Origin of the sequence: Aeromonas sp. 602396 (assembly GCF_049173735.1) — a bacterium.
GTDB lineage: Bacteria > Pseudomonadota > Gammaproteobacteria > Enterobacterales > Aeromonadaceae > Aeromonas > Aeromonas veronii_A.
The window spans coordinates 56,581-75,431 of record NZ_JAAKSD010000005.1 but is presented as its reverse complement, the minus strand read 5'-3'; the positions used below and the strand labels follow the sequence as shown (position 1 = coordinate 75,431).

General features: G+C 61.2%; 15 protein-coding genes. 9 read left to right on the top strand and 6 right to left on the bottom strand.

Annotated elements, in window-relative coordinates:
• Positions 1–74: 74 nt before the first annotated feature.
• The 4 genes from G5229_RS08425 to prfC all read left to right on the top strand — a co-directional run bounded on the left by G5229_RS08425 (position 75) and on the right by prfC (position 7,001).
• A complete protein-coding gene (locus G5229_RS08425) occupies positions 75–1,688 on the top strand; it encodes an ATPase RavA domain-containing protein (protein WP_227341929.1) in 1,614 nt (537 codons plus the stop codon).
• Positions 1,689–1,697: 9 nt separating this feature from the next.
• Entirely contained in the window at positions 1,698–3,152 is a 1,455-nt protein-coding gene (gene viaA / locus G5229_RS08420; RefSeq protein ID WP_216952886.1) for an ATPase RavA stimulator ViaA, read from the top strand.
• A gap of 195 nt (positions 3,153–3,347) precedes the next feature.
• On the top strand, positions 3,348–5,195 hold the full coding sequence (locus G5229_RS08415; RefSeq protein ID WP_319919484.1) for a tetratricopeptide repeat-containing diguanylate cyclase: 1,848 nt from the start codon (positions 3,348–3,350) through the stop codon (positions 5,193–5,195).
• A 219-nt stretch (positions 5,196–5,414) separates the two neighbouring features.
• On the top strand, positions 5,415–7,001 hold the full coding sequence (gene prfC / locus G5229_RS08410) for a peptide chain release factor 3 (protein ID WP_005340517.1): 1,587 nt from the start codon (positions 5,415–5,417) through the stop codon (positions 6,999–7,001).
• 252 nt (positions 7,002–7,253) lie between these two features.
• Here prfC and G5229_RS08405 read toward each other — a convergent pair whose 3' ends face one another.
• Together G5229_RS08405 and mdtH are read right to left on the bottom strand one after the other, a co-directional pair.
• Positions 7,254–8,165 carry a bifunctional helix-turn-helix transcriptional regulator/GNAT family N-acetyltransferase gene (locus G5229_RS08405; RefSeq protein ID WP_110304085.1) on the bottom strand — a complete coding sequence of 304 codons (912 nt, stop codon included), beginning with the start codon at positions 8,163–8,165 and terminating at the stop codon, positions 7,254–7,256.
• Between the two features lie 138 nt (positions 8,166–8,303).
• Positions 8,304–9,500: a multidrug efflux MFS transporter MdtH gene (gene mdtH / locus G5229_RS08400; RefSeq protein ID WP_266134774.1), complete on the bottom strand. Its 1,197-nt coding sequence runs from the start codon at positions 9,498–9,500 to the stop codon at positions 8,304–8,306.
• A 92-nt stretch (positions 9,501–9,592) separates the two neighbouring features.
• Here mdtH and G5229_RS08395 point away from each other — a divergent pair, with 92 nt between their 5' ends.
• Positions 9,593–10,486 (top strand): LysR family transcriptional regulator, encoded by an 894-nt coding sequence (locus G5229_RS08395; protein WP_005349020.1) that lies wholly within the window; start codon positions 9,593–9,595, stop codon positions 10,484–10,486.
• A gap of 32 nt (positions 10,487–10,518) precedes the next feature.
• Here G5229_RS08395 and G5229_RS08390 read toward each other — a convergent pair whose 3' ends face one another.
• A complete protein-coding gene (locus G5229_RS08390) occupies positions 10,519–12,294 on the bottom strand; it encodes a M4 family metallopeptidase (protein ID WP_266134775.1) in 1,776 nt (591 codons plus the stop codon).
• A gap of 348 nt (positions 12,295–12,642) precedes the next feature.
• Here G5229_RS08390 and G5229_RS08385 point away from each other — a divergent pair, with 348 nt between their 5' ends.
• Positions 12,643–13,197, top strand: coding sequence for a GNAT family N-acetyltransferase (locus G5229_RS08385; protein ID WP_042053389.1), 555 nt, complete (start codon positions 12,643–12,645; stop codon positions 13,195–13,197).
• Positions 13,197–13,748 (top strand): ribosomal protein S5-alanine N-acetyltransferase, encoded by a 552-nt coding sequence (rimJ, locus tag G5229_RS08380; protein ID WP_421208950.1) that lies wholly within the window; start codon positions 13,197–13,199, stop codon positions 13,746–13,748. The genes G5229_RS08385 and rimJ overlap by 1 nt, the downstream gene beginning before the upstream one ends.
• A 62-nt stretch (positions 13,749–13,810) precedes the next feature.
• On the opposite strand, the gene G5229_RS08375 is transcribed toward rimJ, so the two are convergent.
• The 3 genes from G5229_RS08375 to G5229_RS08365 all read right to left on the bottom strand — a co-directional run bounded on the left by G5229_RS08375 (position 13,811) and on the right by G5229_RS08365 (position 16,717).
• A complete protein-coding gene (locus G5229_RS08375) occupies positions 13,811–14,059 on the bottom strand; it encodes a hypothetical protein (RefSeq protein ID WP_005340533.1) in 249 nt (82 codons plus the stop codon).
• Positions 14,060–14,368: 309 nt separating this feature from the next.
• Positions 14,369–15,418: an oxidoreductase gene (locus G5229_RS08370; RefSeq protein ID WP_201987901.1), complete on the bottom strand. Its 1,050-nt coding sequence runs from the start codon at positions 15,416–15,418 to the stop codon at positions 14,369–14,371.
• A gap of 135 nt (positions 15,419–15,553) precedes the next feature.
• Positions 15,554–16,717, bottom strand: a complete 1,164-nt coding sequence (locus tag G5229_RS08365) for a multidrug effflux MFS transporter (protein WP_076495766.1) — start codon at positions 16,715–16,717, stop codon at positions 15,554–15,556.
• A 238-nt stretch (positions 16,718–16,955) separates the two neighbouring features.
• On the opposite strand from G5229_RS08365, the gene rdgB reads away from it, so the two are divergent.
• The gene (gene rdgB / locus G5229_RS08360) at positions 16,956–17,552 is read left to right on the top strand and encodes an RdgB/HAM1 family non-canonical purine NTP pyrophosphatase (RefSeq protein WP_076495765.1); all 597 of its coding nucleotides are present in this window, start codon (positions 16,956–16,958) and stop codon (positions 17,550–17,552) included.
• A 90-nt stretch (positions 17,553–17,642) separates the two neighbouring features.
• Positions 17,643–18,788 (top strand): radical SAM family heme chaperone HemW, encoded by a 1,146-nt coding sequence (gene hemW / locus G5229_RS08355; protein WP_421208949.1) that lies wholly within the window; start codon positions 17,643–17,645, stop codon positions 18,786–18,788.
• Positions 18,789–18,851: the final 63 nt, after the last annotated feature.

Genomic DNA, 18,851 nt, shown 5'->3' with positions numbered 1-18,851 from the left:
AGACAAAACCCAAGGTCGAGCAAATGGATATCACGCCTTGGGGCTAACATCATCCCAGCTTCGGAACACTCTCTATGTCGTCTTTAGCTCAAGCCCAGAACCCTGCGCGTCTTATTCCCATCCAGGAGCGCCTGCCCCGGCTGCTGGCAGCCCTTGGTGAGGGGCTTTATGAACGGCAGGATGCCCTGCGCCTCGGTCTGCTGGCAGCCCTCAGCGGTGAGAGTGTCTTCTTGCTGGGGCCACCCGGTATCGCCAAGAGTCTGATTGCCCGTCGCCTCAAGCTGGCCTTTCACGACGCCCGCCACTTTGAATATCTGATGACCCGTTTCAGCACACCGGAGGAGGTATTTGGCCCCCTCTCCATTCAGGCGCTGAAAGAGGATGGCAAATACCTGCGCCTCACTGCCGGCTATCTGCCGGAGGCTGAGGTGGTGTTCCTCGACGAGATCTGGAAGGCGGGTCCCGCCATTCTCAACACCCTGCTCACCGCCATCAACGAACGGCAGTTCCGCAATGGTGATAGCCAGCATCCCATCCCCATGCGGCTGCTGGTGACCGCCTCCAACGAGCTGCCGGCGCCGGACAGCGGGCTGGAAGCGCTCTACGACCGGATGCTGGTGCGGATCTGGATGGACCGGGTGCAGGAGAAAGCCAACTTTCAATCCATGCTGGCCAGCGACGGTCACGCCCACCAGAATCTGCCGGAATCCCTGCAGATCCGGGGGGATGAGTACGAGCAGTGGCAGAGCCAGATTGAGCAGGTGCGCCTGCCGGATGCCTGTTTCGAACTTATCTATCAGCTGCGCCAGCAGCTAGACAGCCAGCTGGCCCATCGCTGTTATGTGTCGGATCGCCGCTGGAAGAAGGCGGTACGGCTCATCAAGGCGAGCGCCTTCTTCAATGGCCGCGATGAGGTCGCACCGGTAGATCTGCTGCTGTTCAAGGATTGTCTCTGGCACGACGAGGAGTCCCGCACCGCCCTGCTGGAGATGATGACCGAGTTCTCCCGTCTCTACGGTTATCAGCAACTGGCCTTGACCCGCCAGCTGCTTGCCCTGCGGGATCAATTCAAACAGCTCAAACAGGGCGTGGCCCAGCGTCTCTGCTGCAAGGCGCGCAAGCGCAAGCAGTGGTTTGGCAGACGGGCGAGGGGGATCGAGATCCCGCTCGCCAACGCCAGACCCTTTGGCAAGCAGGTGCACTTCCATCTGCTCACCCCGGCCCCGCTGGATGGCAGCGATCCCGAGCGTCTCACCAGCACCCTGGTGTTCGATCGTACCCTGCTTTCCCATTGGCATCCGACCGGCGAGGCGCTGGTGGGTTATCAATATGGCAACCCGAAAGAGGGACACTACGAGCTGGTACTTGACGATGAGCTGCGCCTGCAGGTGCTCGATATCCAGCGCCAGCAGATCCCGCTGGTATTGATGGAGCGCAACGCCATCCCCGAGGTGGTGCTGGCGCCCTGGCTGCAAGCGCTTGATGAGCTGCTTGCCCAGGTTGGCAAGGTGGTACTGGAGCTTAAACAGCAGCGTACTCTGTTCGATCGTCATCGGCAGCACCTCTTTATTGCCCAGCGCTGGCTGCAACAGGTGGAGGACAGCTTCTTCGTGCTGAGCCGGGATCTTGAACTGCTGCGCGGCGAGCTGACACAGTGGCGCGAGCGGTTGCCAAGGCTGGACGAGTAAGGATCGCTCATGCTTGAGATTGGCATGTTGGATCTGGGGCTCCTGATCGGTGAAGGGGAGCTGGCAGGGGAGGTGGCACTTTTGCTTGCTGCGTCGCCTAAGATCTCCGAATTTATCAAACGCTCCCCGCTGCAGGGCAAGCTGCTGAAAAAGCGCCTGCAGAGCTGGGGTGAGCAGCTTGGCGAGGAGATCCGTCACAAGCCGGTGCCGGTGGCGCTGGAGCAGGAGTACCTGCTCTATCAGGCGCACCGGCAGTTGCCGATGACCGAGCTGATTGGTCGCCTGCCCGCCCTGCTGGAGTCGCTGGATCACTACAGCCCCTTTGCCGGTGAGGCCCGTTCGCTGGTTCGCCAGCTGATGGCTCACCCCACCGAGGGGCTGCGCCAGCTCTTTATCGACAAGTGGCGTGCCAGTCTGGTGGGGAGCCTGCTGCAACTGCAGCAGCAGATCGCCGAGGCGGAGCGGGAGAAGCAGCGTCAGGAGATTGAAGATCAGCTGCTGGCGAGCCGCACCCTGGCCGATGCCCTCGATCCGAACCAGATCTCAGCCGGTGGTCTTTGGGATCTGGCGCAGGGGCACTGGCACAAACGCAGTCTGGTGCTGGTCAAGCAATACGCCCGTATGTTGCAGCGCGAGCCCTTGCTGGCGGAGATTGCCGCTCTTCTCGGGCGCAGCGAGCGGGATCGCCGGGCGCAGGAGCAGCCGGTGCCACCGGTTCAGGTGCTGGAGCTGGAGCCCGCCCCCAGCGACGATGTGCCGGACGACCTGGTGGGCATCCACCAGGCGAGCGACCTGATGCGGCTACTGCCAAGCGAGGCGGTGATGCTGGGGCTGCCGGAGCTGGAGCTGGAGTTCTACCGCCGCTATCTGGAGCGGCGCCTGCTCAGTTACCAGTCACGCGGCACCTTGCCGCGCCAGCGCATTATGCTGCGCACCCCGGAGCAGGGGGGGCAGCAGTTGCAGCAGCGGGGCCCCTTTATCGTCTGTGTCGATACCTCCGGCTCCATGGGGGGCTATCCCGAGGAGTGTGCCAAGGCACTCTTTCTTGCGCTGCTCAAGGTGGCGATGGATGAGAAGCGCGGTTGCTACCTGATGCTCTTCTCTACCGAGGTGGCGACCCTTGAGATCACCGCCGATACCGGACTGGACAAGGCGGAGCGCTTCCTCTCCATGAGCTTTCACGGTGGTACCGATCTGGTGCCTTGTCTGGAGAAGGCGCTGGTCAAACTCGATGAGCCCGCTTTTGCCAAGGCGGATGTGCTGGTTATCTCGGACTTTATCGCTCAGAGTCTGCCCCATGCCTTGCTCGAGCAGATGAACCGCTATCGCCAGCGCCAGACCCGCTTTCACGCAGTGGCCATGTCCCGGCACGCCAAACCGGCACTGTTGCGTGTCTTTGACAACAGCTGGCTGCTCGATTGCGGTCTGCGCGGCCGGCTACTGCGGCGCTGGCAGCATCATTAGTTACCGGGAGGGAGCCAGCCCCCTCTTTCGCTCTGTATCCCCCTCCTCATTCCAACGTTATGATATTGCTGTAAAATGTGAGATGAAACCCATTCAAGTCCTCTCTCCTTGCGGTAGCCTTTACAGCCGTTGTTACAGGGTGATTTTCCGGTATCGGGTCGCCTGCTGCTCTTTCCCCATTCATCCGGAGTGTTTATGAGCCGACTTGCCTTGCTGCTGTTGCTGGCGGTATTCGGGCTGGCAGCCAGACCCTTGTCCCCCGAGCAGTTGGAAAATGAACTGGAGGAGATGGAGCAGGTCCATCAGCCTATCGAGTTGCTGCGGGAGCGCGTTGCTCGCTTGCTGCGGGATGGCAGCGACTATCCACCGTCCCAGCTGATGCGGATCAGTCGTCTGGCTTGCTGGGCCCAATCTGCCGATGACATCCAGGCGTCTCGCCGTGCGATTGCGTATGCCGATAGCCAACTGGTGCTGGCTCAACAACGGGGAGATGACGCAGCCATTGCCGAGTTGCTCATCTGTCGTGGCTGGTTCAATCAGCTGCTCGGCGAGGTGGCACAAGCCCGTCGGGATTATGATGAGGGGCTGCGGTTGGCAGGGGAGGCCGCTGTGCTCAAGCTGGAGGCGCTGGCGCTGTCCCACCGGGGAGCCATGTTGTCGTTTCAGGGGGCGTCAGGGCAGGGGCTGGTGGATCTCACTAGGGCGCACGACATCTACGAACGGTTGGGATTGACCACCTGGTATAACCGGGCGCAGCTCGAGATTGCCGCCGCGTTTCGCCGCATGGGTCTCTATGCCGAGGCTCTCACTACCCTGAACCGGTTGCATGAACACTTTGCCCACAACCATGACGGGTTCGGTTTGGCCAGGATGAGAGAGCAGCTGGCTCTGGTCTATCTGGAGACGGGGCGCTATCAGGAAGCGCAGCAGGAGCTCGAACGTAGTCTCGCCTTTTTGCAACAACCCGAGTACCGGATTGAACATGCGGATCGTCAAGTGATGCTGGCGGAGGCTCTGCTCGGTCTGGCGCGCCTGGAGCAGGCCGGACGCTTGCTGGCGCAGGCAGCAGGCGTGCTCACCCCTGAAGTTGATCCTATCCTCCACGCCCATCTCGAGCTGGTAATGGCCAAACTGCAGGTGAAAATGCGGGATCCGGCCCCGGCCTTGAGCGCACTGGCGAAGATTGAACCGATCCTGAAGGCTGAGGGGCACACTCGTTACCTGATGGATCTCTACGCAGTGCGCAGCGAAGCATTCGAGCTGCAAGGGGACTATCCGGCTGCGCTGGCGGCCTTGCGGGATCATTTGGTGCAAGAGCAGCGCCTCGACCAGATGCAGCGAGAGCAGAGTACAGCCTGGGTGCGCGGCCAGTTTGAACTGACCCGCCAGGCGGAAGAGAACAAGCGGTTGCGGGTCGAGCAGCAGTTGCAGCGGCAGGAGCTGGCGCAGATCAAGGAGCGTCGCTTCTGGTTGCTGGTGGTGATGGTGCTCTGCGGTGGAGTGGCTCTGCTGACGATGAGGTGGTTGCTGGAGCGCAATCGTCGGATGCATCGGTTGGCCTTTACCGATGAGCTGACCGGCATCGATAACCGGCGTCGGGTGCTGGTGGATGGGCGCGAGCACTTTGAGCTGGCCCGCAGGCAGCGAATGCCCTTTTCTCTGCTGCTTTTTGATATCGATCACTTCAAGCGGATCAACGATTCGCTGGGTCATCATCAGGGAGATCGGGTACTGCAGTGGGTATCCAGAATGGTGGCAAGAGAGTTGCGGCAGCAGGATCTGCTGGGCCGTACCGGTGGAGAGGAGTTTTTGGCACTGCTGCCGGAGACGGGGCTGGAGGAGGCGTCCCGTTTGGCTGAGCGGATCCGCGCCAGGGTCGGCCAACGGGCGTTGCCCGGTTTGTCCCATCCGGTGACCATCAGCATCGGGTGTGCCTGCCAGCGCGATGATGATCAGGATCTGGCCGCGTTGATCCGGCGTGCGGATGAGGCTCTCTACCGGGCAAAAGGGGCCGGGCGCAACCGGGTGGAAACAGACGACTGACGGACTGGGTATTTTTCACTCGCGCGGGTATAATGTCGCGCAATTTTGCTTTGACTCAGGCGAGAAGACCCATGTAACGCAACCCTCCTCCCTCTCTCCACCAGGTTGGCAAAACGCCAGCTGGCGTGGCTTTCGTTGCGTATACATGTGCCGTGAGCGGCATTCCGGATTTATTCCCACGGTGGCCGATGCCACCGCTCAATAGAAGAACGTTGAATTATGTCAGCTGAATTTCTGAGTGAAGTCTCCAAGAGACGCACTTTTGCGATCATTTCGCACCCGGATGCGGGTAAAACCACCATCACCGAGAAAGTCCTGCTGTTCGGACAGGCCATTCAGCGCGCCGGTACCGTCAAGGGCCGTGGCTCGGGCCAGCACGCCAAATCCGACTGGATGGAGATGGAGAAGCAGCGTGGTATCTCCATCACCACCTCGGTGATGCAGTTTCCCTATGCCGATTGTCTGGTCAACCTGCTCGACACCCCGGGCCACGAGGACTTCTCTGAAGATACCTACCGTACCCTGACGGCGGTCGACTGCTGCCTGATGGTCATCGACGCCGCCAAGGGTGTTGAAGACCGGACCCGCAAGCTGATGGAAGTGACCCGCCTGCGTGATACTCCCATCCTCACCTTCATGAACAAGCTGGACCGTGAAGTGCGTGACCCGATGGAAGTGATGGATGAGGTGGAGCGCGAGCTGAAGATCATGTGCGCCCCCATCACCTGGCCCATCGGCTGCGGTAAATCCTTCAAGGGGGTCTATCACCTCTACAAGGACGAGACCTATCTCTATCAGAGCGGTCAGGGCCACACCATCCAGGAGAAGCGGGTGGTCAAGGGGCTGAACAACCCGGATCTGGATGCCGCCGTCGGCGAAGATCTGGCCCAGCAACTGCGCGACGAGCTGGAGCTGGTGCAGGGCGCCTCCCCCGAGTTCGATCACGATGCCTTTATCGCTGGCGAGATGACCCCGGTCTTCTTCGGTACTGCGCTTGGCAACTTCGGTGTTGACCACATGCTGGATGGCCTGACCGACTGGGCGCCGTCTCCCATGCCGCGCAAGGCCGAGAGCCGCGAAGTGGTGGCGACCGAGGAGAAGTTCTCCGGCTTCGTGTTCAAGATCCAGGCAAACATGGATCCGAAACACCGTGACCGTATCGCTTTTATGCGTATCGTGTCAGGCACCTATTCCAAGGGCATGAAGATGCGCCACGTGCGTATCGGCAAGGATGTGAACATCTCCGACGCCGTGACCTTTATGGCCGGTGACCGTGAGCAGGCGGAAGACGCCTTCGCCGGTGACATCATCGGTCTGCACAACCACGGTACCATCCAGATCGGCGACACCTTCACCCAGGGTGAGGATCTCAAGTTCACCGGTATCCCGAACTTCGCACCGGAACTGTTCCGCCGCATCCGCCTGCGCGATCCGCTCAAGCAGAAGCAGCTGCTCAAGGGGTTGGTCCAGCTCTCCGAAGAGGGGGCGGTACAGGTGTTCCGTCCGCTGATCAGCAACGATCTCATCGTCGGTGCGGTCGGTGTGCTGCAGTTTGACGTGGTGGTTTCTCGTCTGAAGAGCGAGTACAACGTCGAGGCCATCTACGAGGCGGTCAACGTCTCCACCGCCCGCTGGGTGGAAGGGACCGACGTCAAGAAGTTCGAAGAGTTCAAGCGCAAGAACGAGGTCAACCTGGCCCTCGATGGCGGTGACAACCTCACCTATATCGCACCGACCATGGTCAACCTGCGCCTGGCCCAGGAGCGCCACCCGGACGTCGAGTTCCGCCAGACTCGCGAGCACTGATCACCGCTGGTTTGCTTATTGGCAGATAATCAAAGAGACCCCGCTTCGGCGGGGTCTCTTGTTTTGTGCCGTTTTGCCTGTTTAAGGAGGGATGCAGGGGGGAATGGTTCAGCATATACCAGTCGCAAGCAGCCCTCACCCTAGCCCTCTCCCGGAGGGAGAGGGAACCATCGGAGGTCTTCCTGAAAGATCGCGGAAGTGTTTTGCCCCCTTCTCCCCTTGCGGGAGAAGGGCTGGGGATGAGGGGGGGGGCTACCCAAGTGTCAGCACCATGCAGATCTCGCAATCCCCGTGGCCGGTGCAGCCAAGGGGGCCAGGCAGATGTTCAAAGCCCAGTGATTCATAGAGGCTGGTGGCTTCGCGCAAGACCTCGGTCGTTTCCAGATAGCAGCGCTGATAACCAAGTGCGCGCGCCTCGTCCAGTGCCTGCAACACCAGCCGCTTGCCAAGGCCCAGTCCGCGCAGGGCGGGCATAAAGTACATCTTCTGCAGCTCGCAGACTCCCTCTTCTCCTGCCAATGGCGCGATACCACCACCGCCGAGGATGGAACCGTCCGGCCCTTCGATAACCCAGTAGCGGCTCTTCTCCCCCTGATAGCTCTGGGAGAGGGTGTCGAGATTGGGATCCGAGACCCCATACCCTTTGTCGGCGGTGAGGCCATATTCGGCCGAGACGGCGCGGATCACCAAGGCGATCTGGGCATTGTCCGCCGCCGTGATGGGGCGGATCTGGTAACCCCGCTGGCGACGGGCGCGGGAGAGGGCGCTGCGATAGAGACGTAACCCTTGCCACAACTGCTCCCGCTCGGGCAGGCTCAACTGCGCCAGCATCTCTTCCATCGCCCCGTCCATCTCCCGGTGCAACTCCAGCAGCATCCCCTGACCGTTGACGGTGAGGCGGGCCTCCTTGCTGCGGCCGTCGGAGGGGTGCGGGTGCCAGCTGATAAGCTCCCGCTCGGCGAGGCGTGCCAGCGGACGGCTGGCGTTGGATTTGTCGATGTGCAGCTTTTCTGCCAGCTGCTGATTGGTGGCCGGGGCGTTTTCCAGCTCGATCAGCAGGTGAGCCTCGATGGGGGTGAGGGCCAGATTGCCGCACTGCTGGGAGAGCATGCCGAGTTCGCGAACCAGATCGCGCGACAGGGCGCGCAGGGGACGGGGATCCATATCGTGGTTTCCTTTTTAGTTGTGCATGACAACTAAAATAGCGTAAAAGTTGTAATTCGCAACCTTTTGCTGTGATGGCTTGCAGAATATGGGGTAAGCTGCAGCACCGTTGGCGGGGCTGCCGTAGGCAGGGGGGCGTCAGGCGGCGGCTCTGATGGTCAGCTCCGGGCGGCGGGAGAAGCAGCGGGCGAGCAGCAACATGGTGGCGACGCCTATGGTGCCCAGCACCAGCCAGGGGAGGGCAGGTTGTCCCTGTTGCAGCGAGAAGTCATAGAGGGAGCCGCCGCCCACGTAGCCGGTCATGCCCCCCAGCGCCAGCCCGAGGCGGCTGAAGCCCATGTAGCTGCCGCGGGCTGTGGGGTTGGCAAGCCGGGTCATCAGGGTCTCCCGGGCCGGTTCGCAGATGATGATCCCCAGATAGAAGCAGGCCAGCAGCACGAAGATGCCGGAGAGGGTGTTGACGAAAGCGACCAGCCCGATCCCCACCGTCATCAGCAGGATACCCGCCATCAGCCTGCTCTCCAGCCGATAGCGCCGCTCGCTGAAACGGGCGATAGGGTAGAGCAGCGCCAGTGACAGCGCCGTTTCCAGGCTGTACATCCAGCCCACTGCCGTGGTGGTGCCAGAGAGCTGCTTGACCAGAATGGGGAAAATCAGCATCACCTGTACCCACAGCATGTAGTAGCCGCTCAGGATCAGCACCAGTCGGCAGAAGGCGCGATCCGCCAGCACCTGCCCCAACCCTTCCCGCATCGGAGTCGGTTTGACCGAGAGGCGGTAGGCGGGCAACAGGGTCCAGTTGCACAGGGCCGCCAGGGTGAAGAGCCCGGCACCCAGCAGGCAGACATAGGTGAAGTCAAAGCGCAGCAGCCAGCTGCCTAGCAGGGCACCGGTGACGGCTCCCGCGCTCTCCAGCATCATCAGCAGGGAGATAAAGCGGCCCCGTTCATGGGGACGGGTAAATTTGATCACCAGTGCGGCCCGTGGCGGGTCAAACAGGCAACCGCCCAGTCCGGAGAGGAAGCAGGAGAAGATCAGCATGGCACCGCTGTCGGCCCAGGCCAGGGTGGCAAAGCCGACGGCGCGCAACAGCATGCCGGTGACGATGAGCGGGCGGGCGCCAAAGCGGTCAGCGAGGGAGCCGCCGAAGATCCCCAGTCCCTGCTGGGTCAGCTGGCGCAGGCCGAGGGCCAGCCCCACCAGACCGGCCGCCCAGCCGAGTTGATCGACGAAGCGCAGGCTGATCATCGGCATCACCACAAAGAAACCCAGGATCACCAGTGTGGTATCCAGCGCCAGAAACCAACGCCCCCAAAACCTCGCCCTATCGACCATAACGCCCTCTCATTCACAGATACCTTCATTCTGGAGAGGGTTTAGATATAGTGGTAGACGACAACTACCTATATTTCATATCAGGATTATTTATGTCTATGGATCTGGACGATCTGCAACTGCTGCTGGATGTGGCCGAGCTGGGCAGCTTCAGTCAGGCGGCGGCCATTCGTGGCTGGTCACAGCCGCTCGTGAGCCAGCGGATTGCCCAGCTGGAGGAGAGCCTCGGGGCGCCGCTGTTTCAGCGTCATCGGCGCGGGGTGACGCCGACCCGTGCCTGCGAGGAGTTTCTGCCATCGGCCCGCTCTGCGCTGGCGATCCTGAGCGAAGGGCGGCTGGCACTGCAGGGGGCGCCTGCGCTACCTTGTATCCGTCTCTCCAGCCTGCCATCCCTCACTTCGGTGGTGTTTGGCTCGCTATTGATGGAGCTGGTGGACGAGCCGTTCGAAATCCGCTGCACCACGGATCACTCCGGCGAGATCATGCAGTCGCTGCTGACCGGGGAGGCCGATATCGGCTTTGTACTCAAGCGCCCGCCGGTTGCTGGCCTGCAGATGGAGCTGCTCTGCTGCTCCCCCATTATCGCTATCGCCTCGCCATTGCATCCGCTGGCCGGTTGTCACGGCCTCACCCTGGAGGATATTGCCGACCAGCGGCTGGCGCCTCAGGTATGGGGGCCGGGGTGTGACGTCTTTATCCAGCAGTTGCGGCGGCTGCGGCGGGCCGCCAGCCCCCTGCATGCGGTGCAGCCCGCCAGTGCGGCGCGGGATCTGGCGCTGGAACACGGGTTTATCACCCTGATGCCGGAGCTGGCCATCAAGCGGGATCTGGAGGTGGGGCGGCTGGTCAGGCTCGATGTGCGCAATCTGCCGCAAGAGCATTGGGATGTGATGATGGCTTGGCGAGGTGGCAAGCGGCCCAACCCGGCCCGGGAAACCGTGTTGGCCACCGCCCGCACGCTGGCGAAACGGTGGCGCAATGAGTAGAGCGATGCGGGACAAGGCCCGCACCGGGTGGATCAGTAGCTGGCCTTGAGGGTCACGCCACTGAACGCTGCAAACCCTGACAGCTGCACATGCCAGGTGCCCGCCTTGGGATTGGTGAACGAGCAGCTTTCGTTATTGCCCCCCTTGTAGGGGCGGCAGTCGTAACTGCTGCTGGTGGGGGCGCTGCCAAAGCGGACGTAGAGGTCGGCATCACCGGTACCGCCGCTGCTGCTGATCTGCAGCGACCTGGTGCCCGCCGGTACGTTCAGGGTGTAGTTGAGTTTGCCACCCTTGCTGGCGGCGAGGTTGCTCACCGGCACGCCGTTTTGCAGCACGTTGTCGCTCGGTGGCGGCGTGCTGCCGCAGCTGGCATCGACCCCGACGGTCTGGAAGGCCCGTGCCACATCCGCCTGACTGTAACCCAGATCGGCGGTCGCCCGGCTGACGCCGCAGGCCCCTTGCTGATAGTTGGTGTTGGCGCCCCAGTAGAGGCGGTTGGCCAGCAAGAAGACTTCAAATGCCTTGCGGGTGTTCCAGCCACTGCTGGTGGCGAGCAGGTAGAAGGCGCGGTTATAGACCCCGGAGCTGTGGTGTACATCCATCCCCTCCTGATAATCCGCCGCATGGCCGATGGACCTGCCATCCCGGGTCGGATCCTCGAAGTAGCGCAGGGAGCCGTTGCCCTTGAAGATCTGGGCGCCGACCAGCCAGTCGTTGCTCCCCTTCATGTAGAACTCGGCCGCTTCACCCGCCATATCGGAGAAGGCCTCGTTGATGCCGCCGGATTGTCCTGAATAGATCAGCCCGGAGTTCTGTTCGGTAAAGCCGTGGCTCACCTCGTGAGCCGCCACATCAAGGCTCACCAGCGGGTGGAAGGTGGTAGCGCCGTCACCGAAGGTCATCTGGCTGCCATCCCAGAAGGCGTTCTCGTAATTCTTGCTGTAGTGAACCCGCATCTTCAGTTTGAAGGTGAGGGGCGCCGTGTTGTACCAGTTGCGGTACATGTCGAACACCACGTTGCCGAAGTAGTGGGCGTCGTTGAGGGGCGAATAGGCGCCGTTGATCTCCTTGACCCGGTTCTCCGGGCAGGTGAACTGGTGGATGGCACCGCCTGAGGTGGCGTGGTTGAGGTTGATGGTATCGACGTTGGGGCTGGTCATCCGGCAGTTGTCATCCACGATGAGCGGGCCAAAGTCGGTGCCGTAGACGTATTTGCCGGTCTTGATGTTGCCCCCCGGGCCGCTGGCGTCCTTGTGGTTGATCCCCTCCCAGCGTTTGAGCTCCTCACCGCTCTGGGCATCAAGAATGACGAAGGGGCGGCTCGGCTTGTCACCTTCGGCGATGAAGGAGACCTGATAAACCAGCCGGGCCAGCCCGTTCTCATCCTGCATCACGTAGAGTTTGACCTGCTCGTTGCTCCCCTTGCTGCCCGCCTTGGCCTTGCTGGCGGCATCCTGTGGCGAGAGGGTGGCGACCGGGCTTGCCACATCCTGATCGATCTGGCGCAGCATGCGCCCGCTGGCCTGTTGCAGCTGGCCGTTCAGGCTCTTGTCAGCTACCACCACCTGACCCATTACCGGGATGCCGTTCCAGACCTGCTCGTAGCGGATCCGCTGCTGGCCATTGGGCAGCTTGACCACCCGCACCTGACGAAACTCGCCATCTTCCAGCTGCAAGGTACCACTCGCGGCACTGAGGCCTGTCATGGCCCGGATGCCGTTTGCCGTTACGTTGATCTCTACCTCTTGCGCCGCCAGTGCGGCGCTTCCCCAGCAGGCCAGCGCAACGGCCAGATAAATTTTATTCATCTCTTCTTTCCTTAAATCGATGAGGTTGATAAACCGACCGAAGGTCGGGCGTTTTGAAGCTAGTGCCGGTGGGGGAAAGTGCCCCCTGTCAAAAGTGACAGCGCAGCACAAAGGGGTAGCAGGATCTGCCAAAGTGCCGTTTGGGGGGCATTTATCGGCGTCATGTGGAGAGCATTATCCGGTTTCAGACTCCCACCCTCCTCTTTTGAGGGAGGAGAGTACGTGCGCTGTCACCCTCTGCGAAGCCTGCCGGAGGGGGGCCGTAAAAGTGGCTGGCGCGGCCAGTGGCGATTGGCTACATTGGGTGGCTGGTTCGCTATTTGATCACTGATTTGAAAGGAGAATCCCATGTTTTCATGGCAGTTGGACGACGAGCTTGCGCTGCTCTTCTTGCAGCCCGATATGGCGAGCGAACTGTTTGCCCTCTGCAATGACAACCGGGAGTACCTCTCCCAGTGGCTACCCTGGCCGCCACTGATCCAGCGCCCCGTTGACAGCGCCCTCTTCATTCGCAGTGCCATCGAGAAGTTCGCCCGGGGCGAGGGGCTCACCACCGCCATCGAGTATCAGGGGGAGGTGGTGGGAGTCATAGGTTACAACAGCATCGATCACGACCTTGGCAAGGTGGTCATCGGCTACTGGCTGGTGGAGCGCTGGCAGGGTAACGGCATCATCACCCGTGCCTGTCAGGCCCTGATCCACCACGCCTTCGAAGAGATGGGGATGGAGAAGGTGGAGATCAGCGCCGCCACCGATAACGAGCCCAGCAGGGCTGTTTGTGAACGGCTCGGGATGCAGCTTGAGGGGGTGACCCGGCGCGCAGAGCGGCTGGGCAACCGGATTGTGGACCATGCCCACTACAGCCTGCTGCGCGATGAGTGGTTAAGGCAGAGGGAGTCCTGATGGCGCTGCCACATATCAAGACGGCCCGCACCCACCTGACCATACTGTCGCCGGATCAGGCCCCCATGATGCTCGACTTCTACCGGCGCAACCGTGACCATCTCACCCCCTGGGAGCCGCTTCGGGACGAGCACTTTTACACCCTCTCTTACTGGCATGCCCGGCTGCAGGACAGCTACAGCCAGTTCTTCAACGGCACCGGCGTCAATCTGGTGGCCATCGATCCGGCTGGCGAGCGGGTGATCGCCACCTGCAACTTCAGCAATATCCTGATGGGGGTCTTCAAAGCGTGTCATCTGGGCTACGCCATCGACCAGCAGCATCAAGGGCAGGGAGTGATGAGAGAGGTGCTGTCAGCCGCCATCGACTACCTGTTTCGGGAGCACGATCTGCATCGCATCATGGCTTGCTATATGCCTGCCAATCAGCGCAGTGGCGCCTTGCTGGAGCGGCTCGGTTTCGAGCGGGAGGGATTCGCGCGGGCATATCTGATGATCAATGGCCGCTGGGAGGATCACATCCTCACCTCGCTGATTAATCCGGCCCCCTGAACGACAGATAAAAAAACGGGCCCGAAGTTGCCTTCGGACCCGTCTTCGAATGAGGTGCAGGCTTAGTTGGCCTTGGCATCGCTCACTGCAGCTTCAACCTTGGTAGCGGCTTCGGTAGCAGCTTTTTCTACGGTTGCAGTCGCTTCGGAGGTGGCCTTCTCTACGGTAGAGGTGGCTTCGCTAGCGGCTTTTTCTACAGTGGCAGCAACTTCGGCGGCCGGAGCAGCAGCAGGAGCGGCAGCTTTTTCTTCTTTCTGACCGCAAGCAGTCAACATCAGACCCAGGATACCGGCTACCAGTACTTTGTTCATGTGCATTCCCTCAAAAAAAGATGGAGAGATGGTCTGTGCAACCATCACAGCGCCCACCGTTGCCCGGTATTGAAACAAGAAGCCGGGAGGCAGCAGGCGGGCGCAATATAGCCCCATTAGTTACCGATGAAAACGGATATCACAATGACATTTTTTCGTGCCGTGGATAAAAAGCTCCACTGCAACGACTGATATCAATACAAGATGCCGTTAAATGGCACTAATTGCACAATGAAACACCGCTTTACTGCCATCTTGTGGCGGTTTAGCAAGGTCAAGGTTGCTCAAGCGCGGCCGATGGCCCACACCTTAGTCAGACAGCTTCTGACAGGGCAGCCGTTTTCCCTCAAGGTGGCTCTGACGGGCCAGATCCAGCAGCGCCATCACCGCCAGCGCTTCACTTGCTGGCACCGGGTTGCTCCCTTCGCCCTGGATGGCGGCGCAGACACCGCGATAGTAGGCGCCATAATCCCCCGCCTCACCCACTACGCTCTGCTGCTGTAACTGACCATCGACAATGCGGCTGAGCTGACCGGGTTCGCTATCCATGCCCCAATCAGCCGCCGGTGGCCGCTTGCCCTGCTTGAGCTGATCTTCCTGCACATCCATACCGAATTTCACGAACGAACCCTGGCTGCCGTGAATGACAAAGCGCGGCATGGTGGCCGAGACCAGACTGCTGCCATGCAGAATAACCCGCAGAGCACCGTAACCCAGCACCACATGGAAGTAGTCGTCCGCCAGTGCGCCGGGGCGCTGCTCGGCCAGATCGGCCTGCAACCAGTCCGGCTGGCCGAACAGCTGCAATGCCTGATCCAGCACATGGGGGCCGAGATCGAACCAGAGGCCGGAACCCGGGCCACCCGCTTCGCGCCAGCGCTGGCGCACTTCGGGGCGATAGCGATCGAAGTGGGATTCGAACTGGGCGATCTGCCCCAGCGTCCCCTCGCCAATCAAACGGCGCACGGTAAGAAAATCTCCATCCCAGCGCCGGTTGTGGAAGATACTGAGCAGCCGCTGCTGCTTTTCGGCCAGCTCGACCAGCGCTTGCGCCTCGGCCAGATCCAGTGCAAAGGGCTTGTCGATCACCACATGTTTGCCTGCCAGCAGCGCCTGGCGGGCCAGAGGAGCGTGGGTGTCGTTGGGGGTGGCGATCACCACCAGATCGACGGTCTCATCGCTTAGCACCTCCTCCAGTGAACCGACCCGGCAGCCGGGCAGATCGGCCTGCACCTTGGCGGCATCGCGGCTCACCACCCAACTGAGGGACAAGCCCGGGGTGGTGGAGAGGAAGGGGGCGTGAAAGGTCTTGCCTGCAAAGCCATAGCCCACCAGGGCTGCGTTGAGAGTGTGGCTCATCGGGAGTTCTCCGCTGACATCGAGTGAGTGGGGTTGCCATCGCAGGCTCTCTGCCGGATGGCCATTCGTTGTAAAGGCGATACAAACGAGAAGGGGGCCGATGGCCCCCTGAGTGTGCCCATCAGAGCACAGGATTTATTGCAAACACAAGCGGCGACCGCGTCGGGTCATCAGCATCACCAAGGGCGGCAGCAGCAGCCACATATGCAGCGCCAGCTGGCTCAGCGGGTCGTGCATCAGGGCGCCGGTCAGGCCAACCAACGCGCCGGATCCGCTCATCTGGAACAGGCCGAGCAGGGCGGCGGCGGTACCGGCGCAGTGGCCGAATGGTGCCAGCGCCATCCCGGCGGCCGAGCCCAGAATCATGGCAAAGCCGATGCTGGAGAGGAATACCGGCCCCATCATCGCCAGCGGATGTTCGATGTGCATCGCGAGGGTCAGGGTGATGGCCGAGAGCATCAGTACCAGCAGGCCGATACGCAGGGTGCGTCTTGGCCCCACCTTGGCGATAAAGCGCGGCGCCATGAAGCAGGCCAGAATGTTGAGCGCGGCGTTGGCGGTAAACCAGTAGCTAAAGCCGCTCATATCGAGCCCCAGTTTCACCATCAGCTGCACCGGTGCGGCGGTGACATAAGCGAGGATCACCGCCATCGCCAGCATGCACAGGGACGCGTTGAACAGGAAGCTGGGGGAGCGCAGCACCGGGCTATAGCGGGACCAGCTGATGAGGGCCCCTTCACTGCGGGTCTCCTCCGGGCGGGTCTCCGGCATCCGCCACATCAGCCAGCTGCCGACGATGAGCGCATAACCGGCCATAAACCAGAAGTTGGCAGACCAGCCCGCCTTGGCGGTGAGCCAGCCACCGAGCAGGGGGGCCAGCGCAGGAATAAAGCAGATGGCGCCATTGAGATAGGAGATCATCTGACCGCTCTTTTTCGGGCCATAGCTGTCACGCACCACCGAGAAGGCGGCGACCGAAGTAGCGCAGGCGCCGAAGCCCTGCAGCACCCGGGCCAGCATCAATTCGCCGAGGCTAGCGGCAAAACCGGCCCCCAGCGCGCTCAGGCCATAGAGCAGCACGCCGCCCAGCGCGATAGGCTTGCGACCGTAGCGATCGGCCAGCGGGCCAACAAGCAGTTGCCCCAGCCCCATGCTGAACAGGAACCAGGTGATGGTGCCCTGCATCAGGGTTACTTCGGCGCCCAGCTGCTCGGCCATCTGCGGAATGGCGGGCAGGTAGATGTCGATAGCCAGCGGACTGAACAGCACCAGTAGTACGAGCAAAAGTATCAATGGCATCTGTCACCTCTTTAGTCAGCCAGGTTAATGAATTGGGGCGCGAGTCTACTGACTCACAGTAATGAATAGAAATGGTATTTAATCACTTTGGTTATTCCATTATGGAAACATGTATTAAAAAGCTGGTTATTCGATGGCGGCAAATCCCCCGTAACCCCATCACAGCGGGTGTAATTGGCGCTTTTACTAAACGCTTGCGCCGCATAGAATGCGCAGATTATTTTTGCGGAGGTGCTCGATGAACAAGCTTGTCCTGGCAACAGGTAACCAGAAAAAGGTGAAGGAATTGGCCGCCATGCTGGCCGATATGAAGATCCAGGTGATCCCACAGAGCGAGTTTGCGGTCTCCGATGCCGATGAGACCGGCACCACCTTCGTCGAGAATGCCATCATCAAGGCCCGCCACGCCGCCCGCATTACCGGTCTGCCCGCCGTGGCCGATGATTCCGGTCTGGAAGTCGATCTGCTGCAAGGGCGCCCCGGCGTCTACTCCGCCCGCTTTGCCGGTGTGGGTGCCGGCGACAAGGCCAACATCGAGAAGCTGCTCGGCGAGCTCAAAGGTGCCCCCGAGTACCTGAAGAGCGCCCGTTTCTGGTGTGTGCTGGTCTATATGCGTCACGCCGATGATCCCACCCCCATCATCTGTCAGGCGAGCTGGGAAGGGATGATCATCGACGAGCCGCGCGGTCAACATGGCTTTGGCTATGACCCGGTCTTCTTCGTGCCGGATCACGACTGCACCGCCGCCCAGATGCCCGCCGAGCTGAAAAACCAGCTGAGCCATCGCGGTCAGGCGCTGGCCAAACTCAAAGCGGCGCTGGCTGCGGCGCACTGAGTCACTTCGCCACCTTGTCGGTTACACACGGTCAATTACACATAGTCATCTACAATGGGGGCCTTGAGCCCCCGTTTTATTGGAAGCCCCATGCTGCAACTGCCGCCGCTCTCTCTCTATATTCATGTGCCCTGGTGTGTCCAGAAGTGCCCTTACTGTGACTTCAACTCCCATGCCCAGAAGGGGGAGTTGCCTCACCTCGAATATGTCGCCGCTCTGCTGGAGGATCTGGATCAGGATCTGAAGTGGGCACAAGGGCGGCCGCTCTCCTCCATCTTTATCGGCGGCGGCACCCCCAGCCTGTTGACGGTGGAGGCGATGCAAGCCTTGCTGGACGGGGTGCGGGCCCGCATTCCGCTCGCCGCAGATTGCGAGATCACCATGGAGGCCAACCCGGGCACGGTGGAGGCGGACAAGTTCGCCGGTTTCCAGCGCGCTGGCATCAACCGTATCTCCATCGGGGTGCAGAGCTTCCAGCAGGAGAAGCTGACCCGCCTCGGCCGCATTCACGGCCCGGAAGAGGCGCGCAAGGCCGCCGCACTGGCCCATGCCATCAAGTTGCCTACCTTCAATCTGGATCTGATGCACGGTCTGCCGGATCAGAGTCTGGACGATGCCCTTTATGACCTGCAGCAGGCGATCGACTGCGCACCGCCGCACCTCTCCTGGTATCAGCTCACCATAGAGCCGAACACGGCGTTTGCCTCCAAGCCGCCCACACTGCCGGAAGATGACACCCTGTGGGACATCTACGAGCAGGGTCACGCCATGCTCACCGCCAGCGGTTATCGCCAGTACGAGATCTCGGCTTACGCCAAAGAGGGCTATCAGTGCCATCACAACCTCAACTACTGGCGTTTCGGCGACTATCTGGGGATCGGCTGTGGCGCCCACGGCAAGGTGACTGATCTCGCGAACCAACAGATCCTGCGCACCGCCAAGGTGAAGCATCCGAAAGGGTATCTGGACAAGAGTCGCCCCTATCTGGACGAGCAGTGGCAGGTGACGGCAGACGATCTGCCGCTCGAATACTTTATGAACCGCTTCCGCCTGTTTGAACCGGCCCCCAAGGCGGAGTTCGAGGCCTATACCGGCTTGCCGCTGGAGCGGGTCGAGACAGTGCTCGCCATCGCACGGAGCAAGGAACTTATCGAGGATCTGGGGGATAGCTGGCAGCTCACTTCTCTCGGCCATCGCTATCTCAACGTGTTGCTCGAACTCTTTATGGATGAGTGAGCGGCCTGCTGAGGCTGTTAGTTGGCGTTGTCAAATCGCTTCTTCTGTCAAAACAATCAGGGC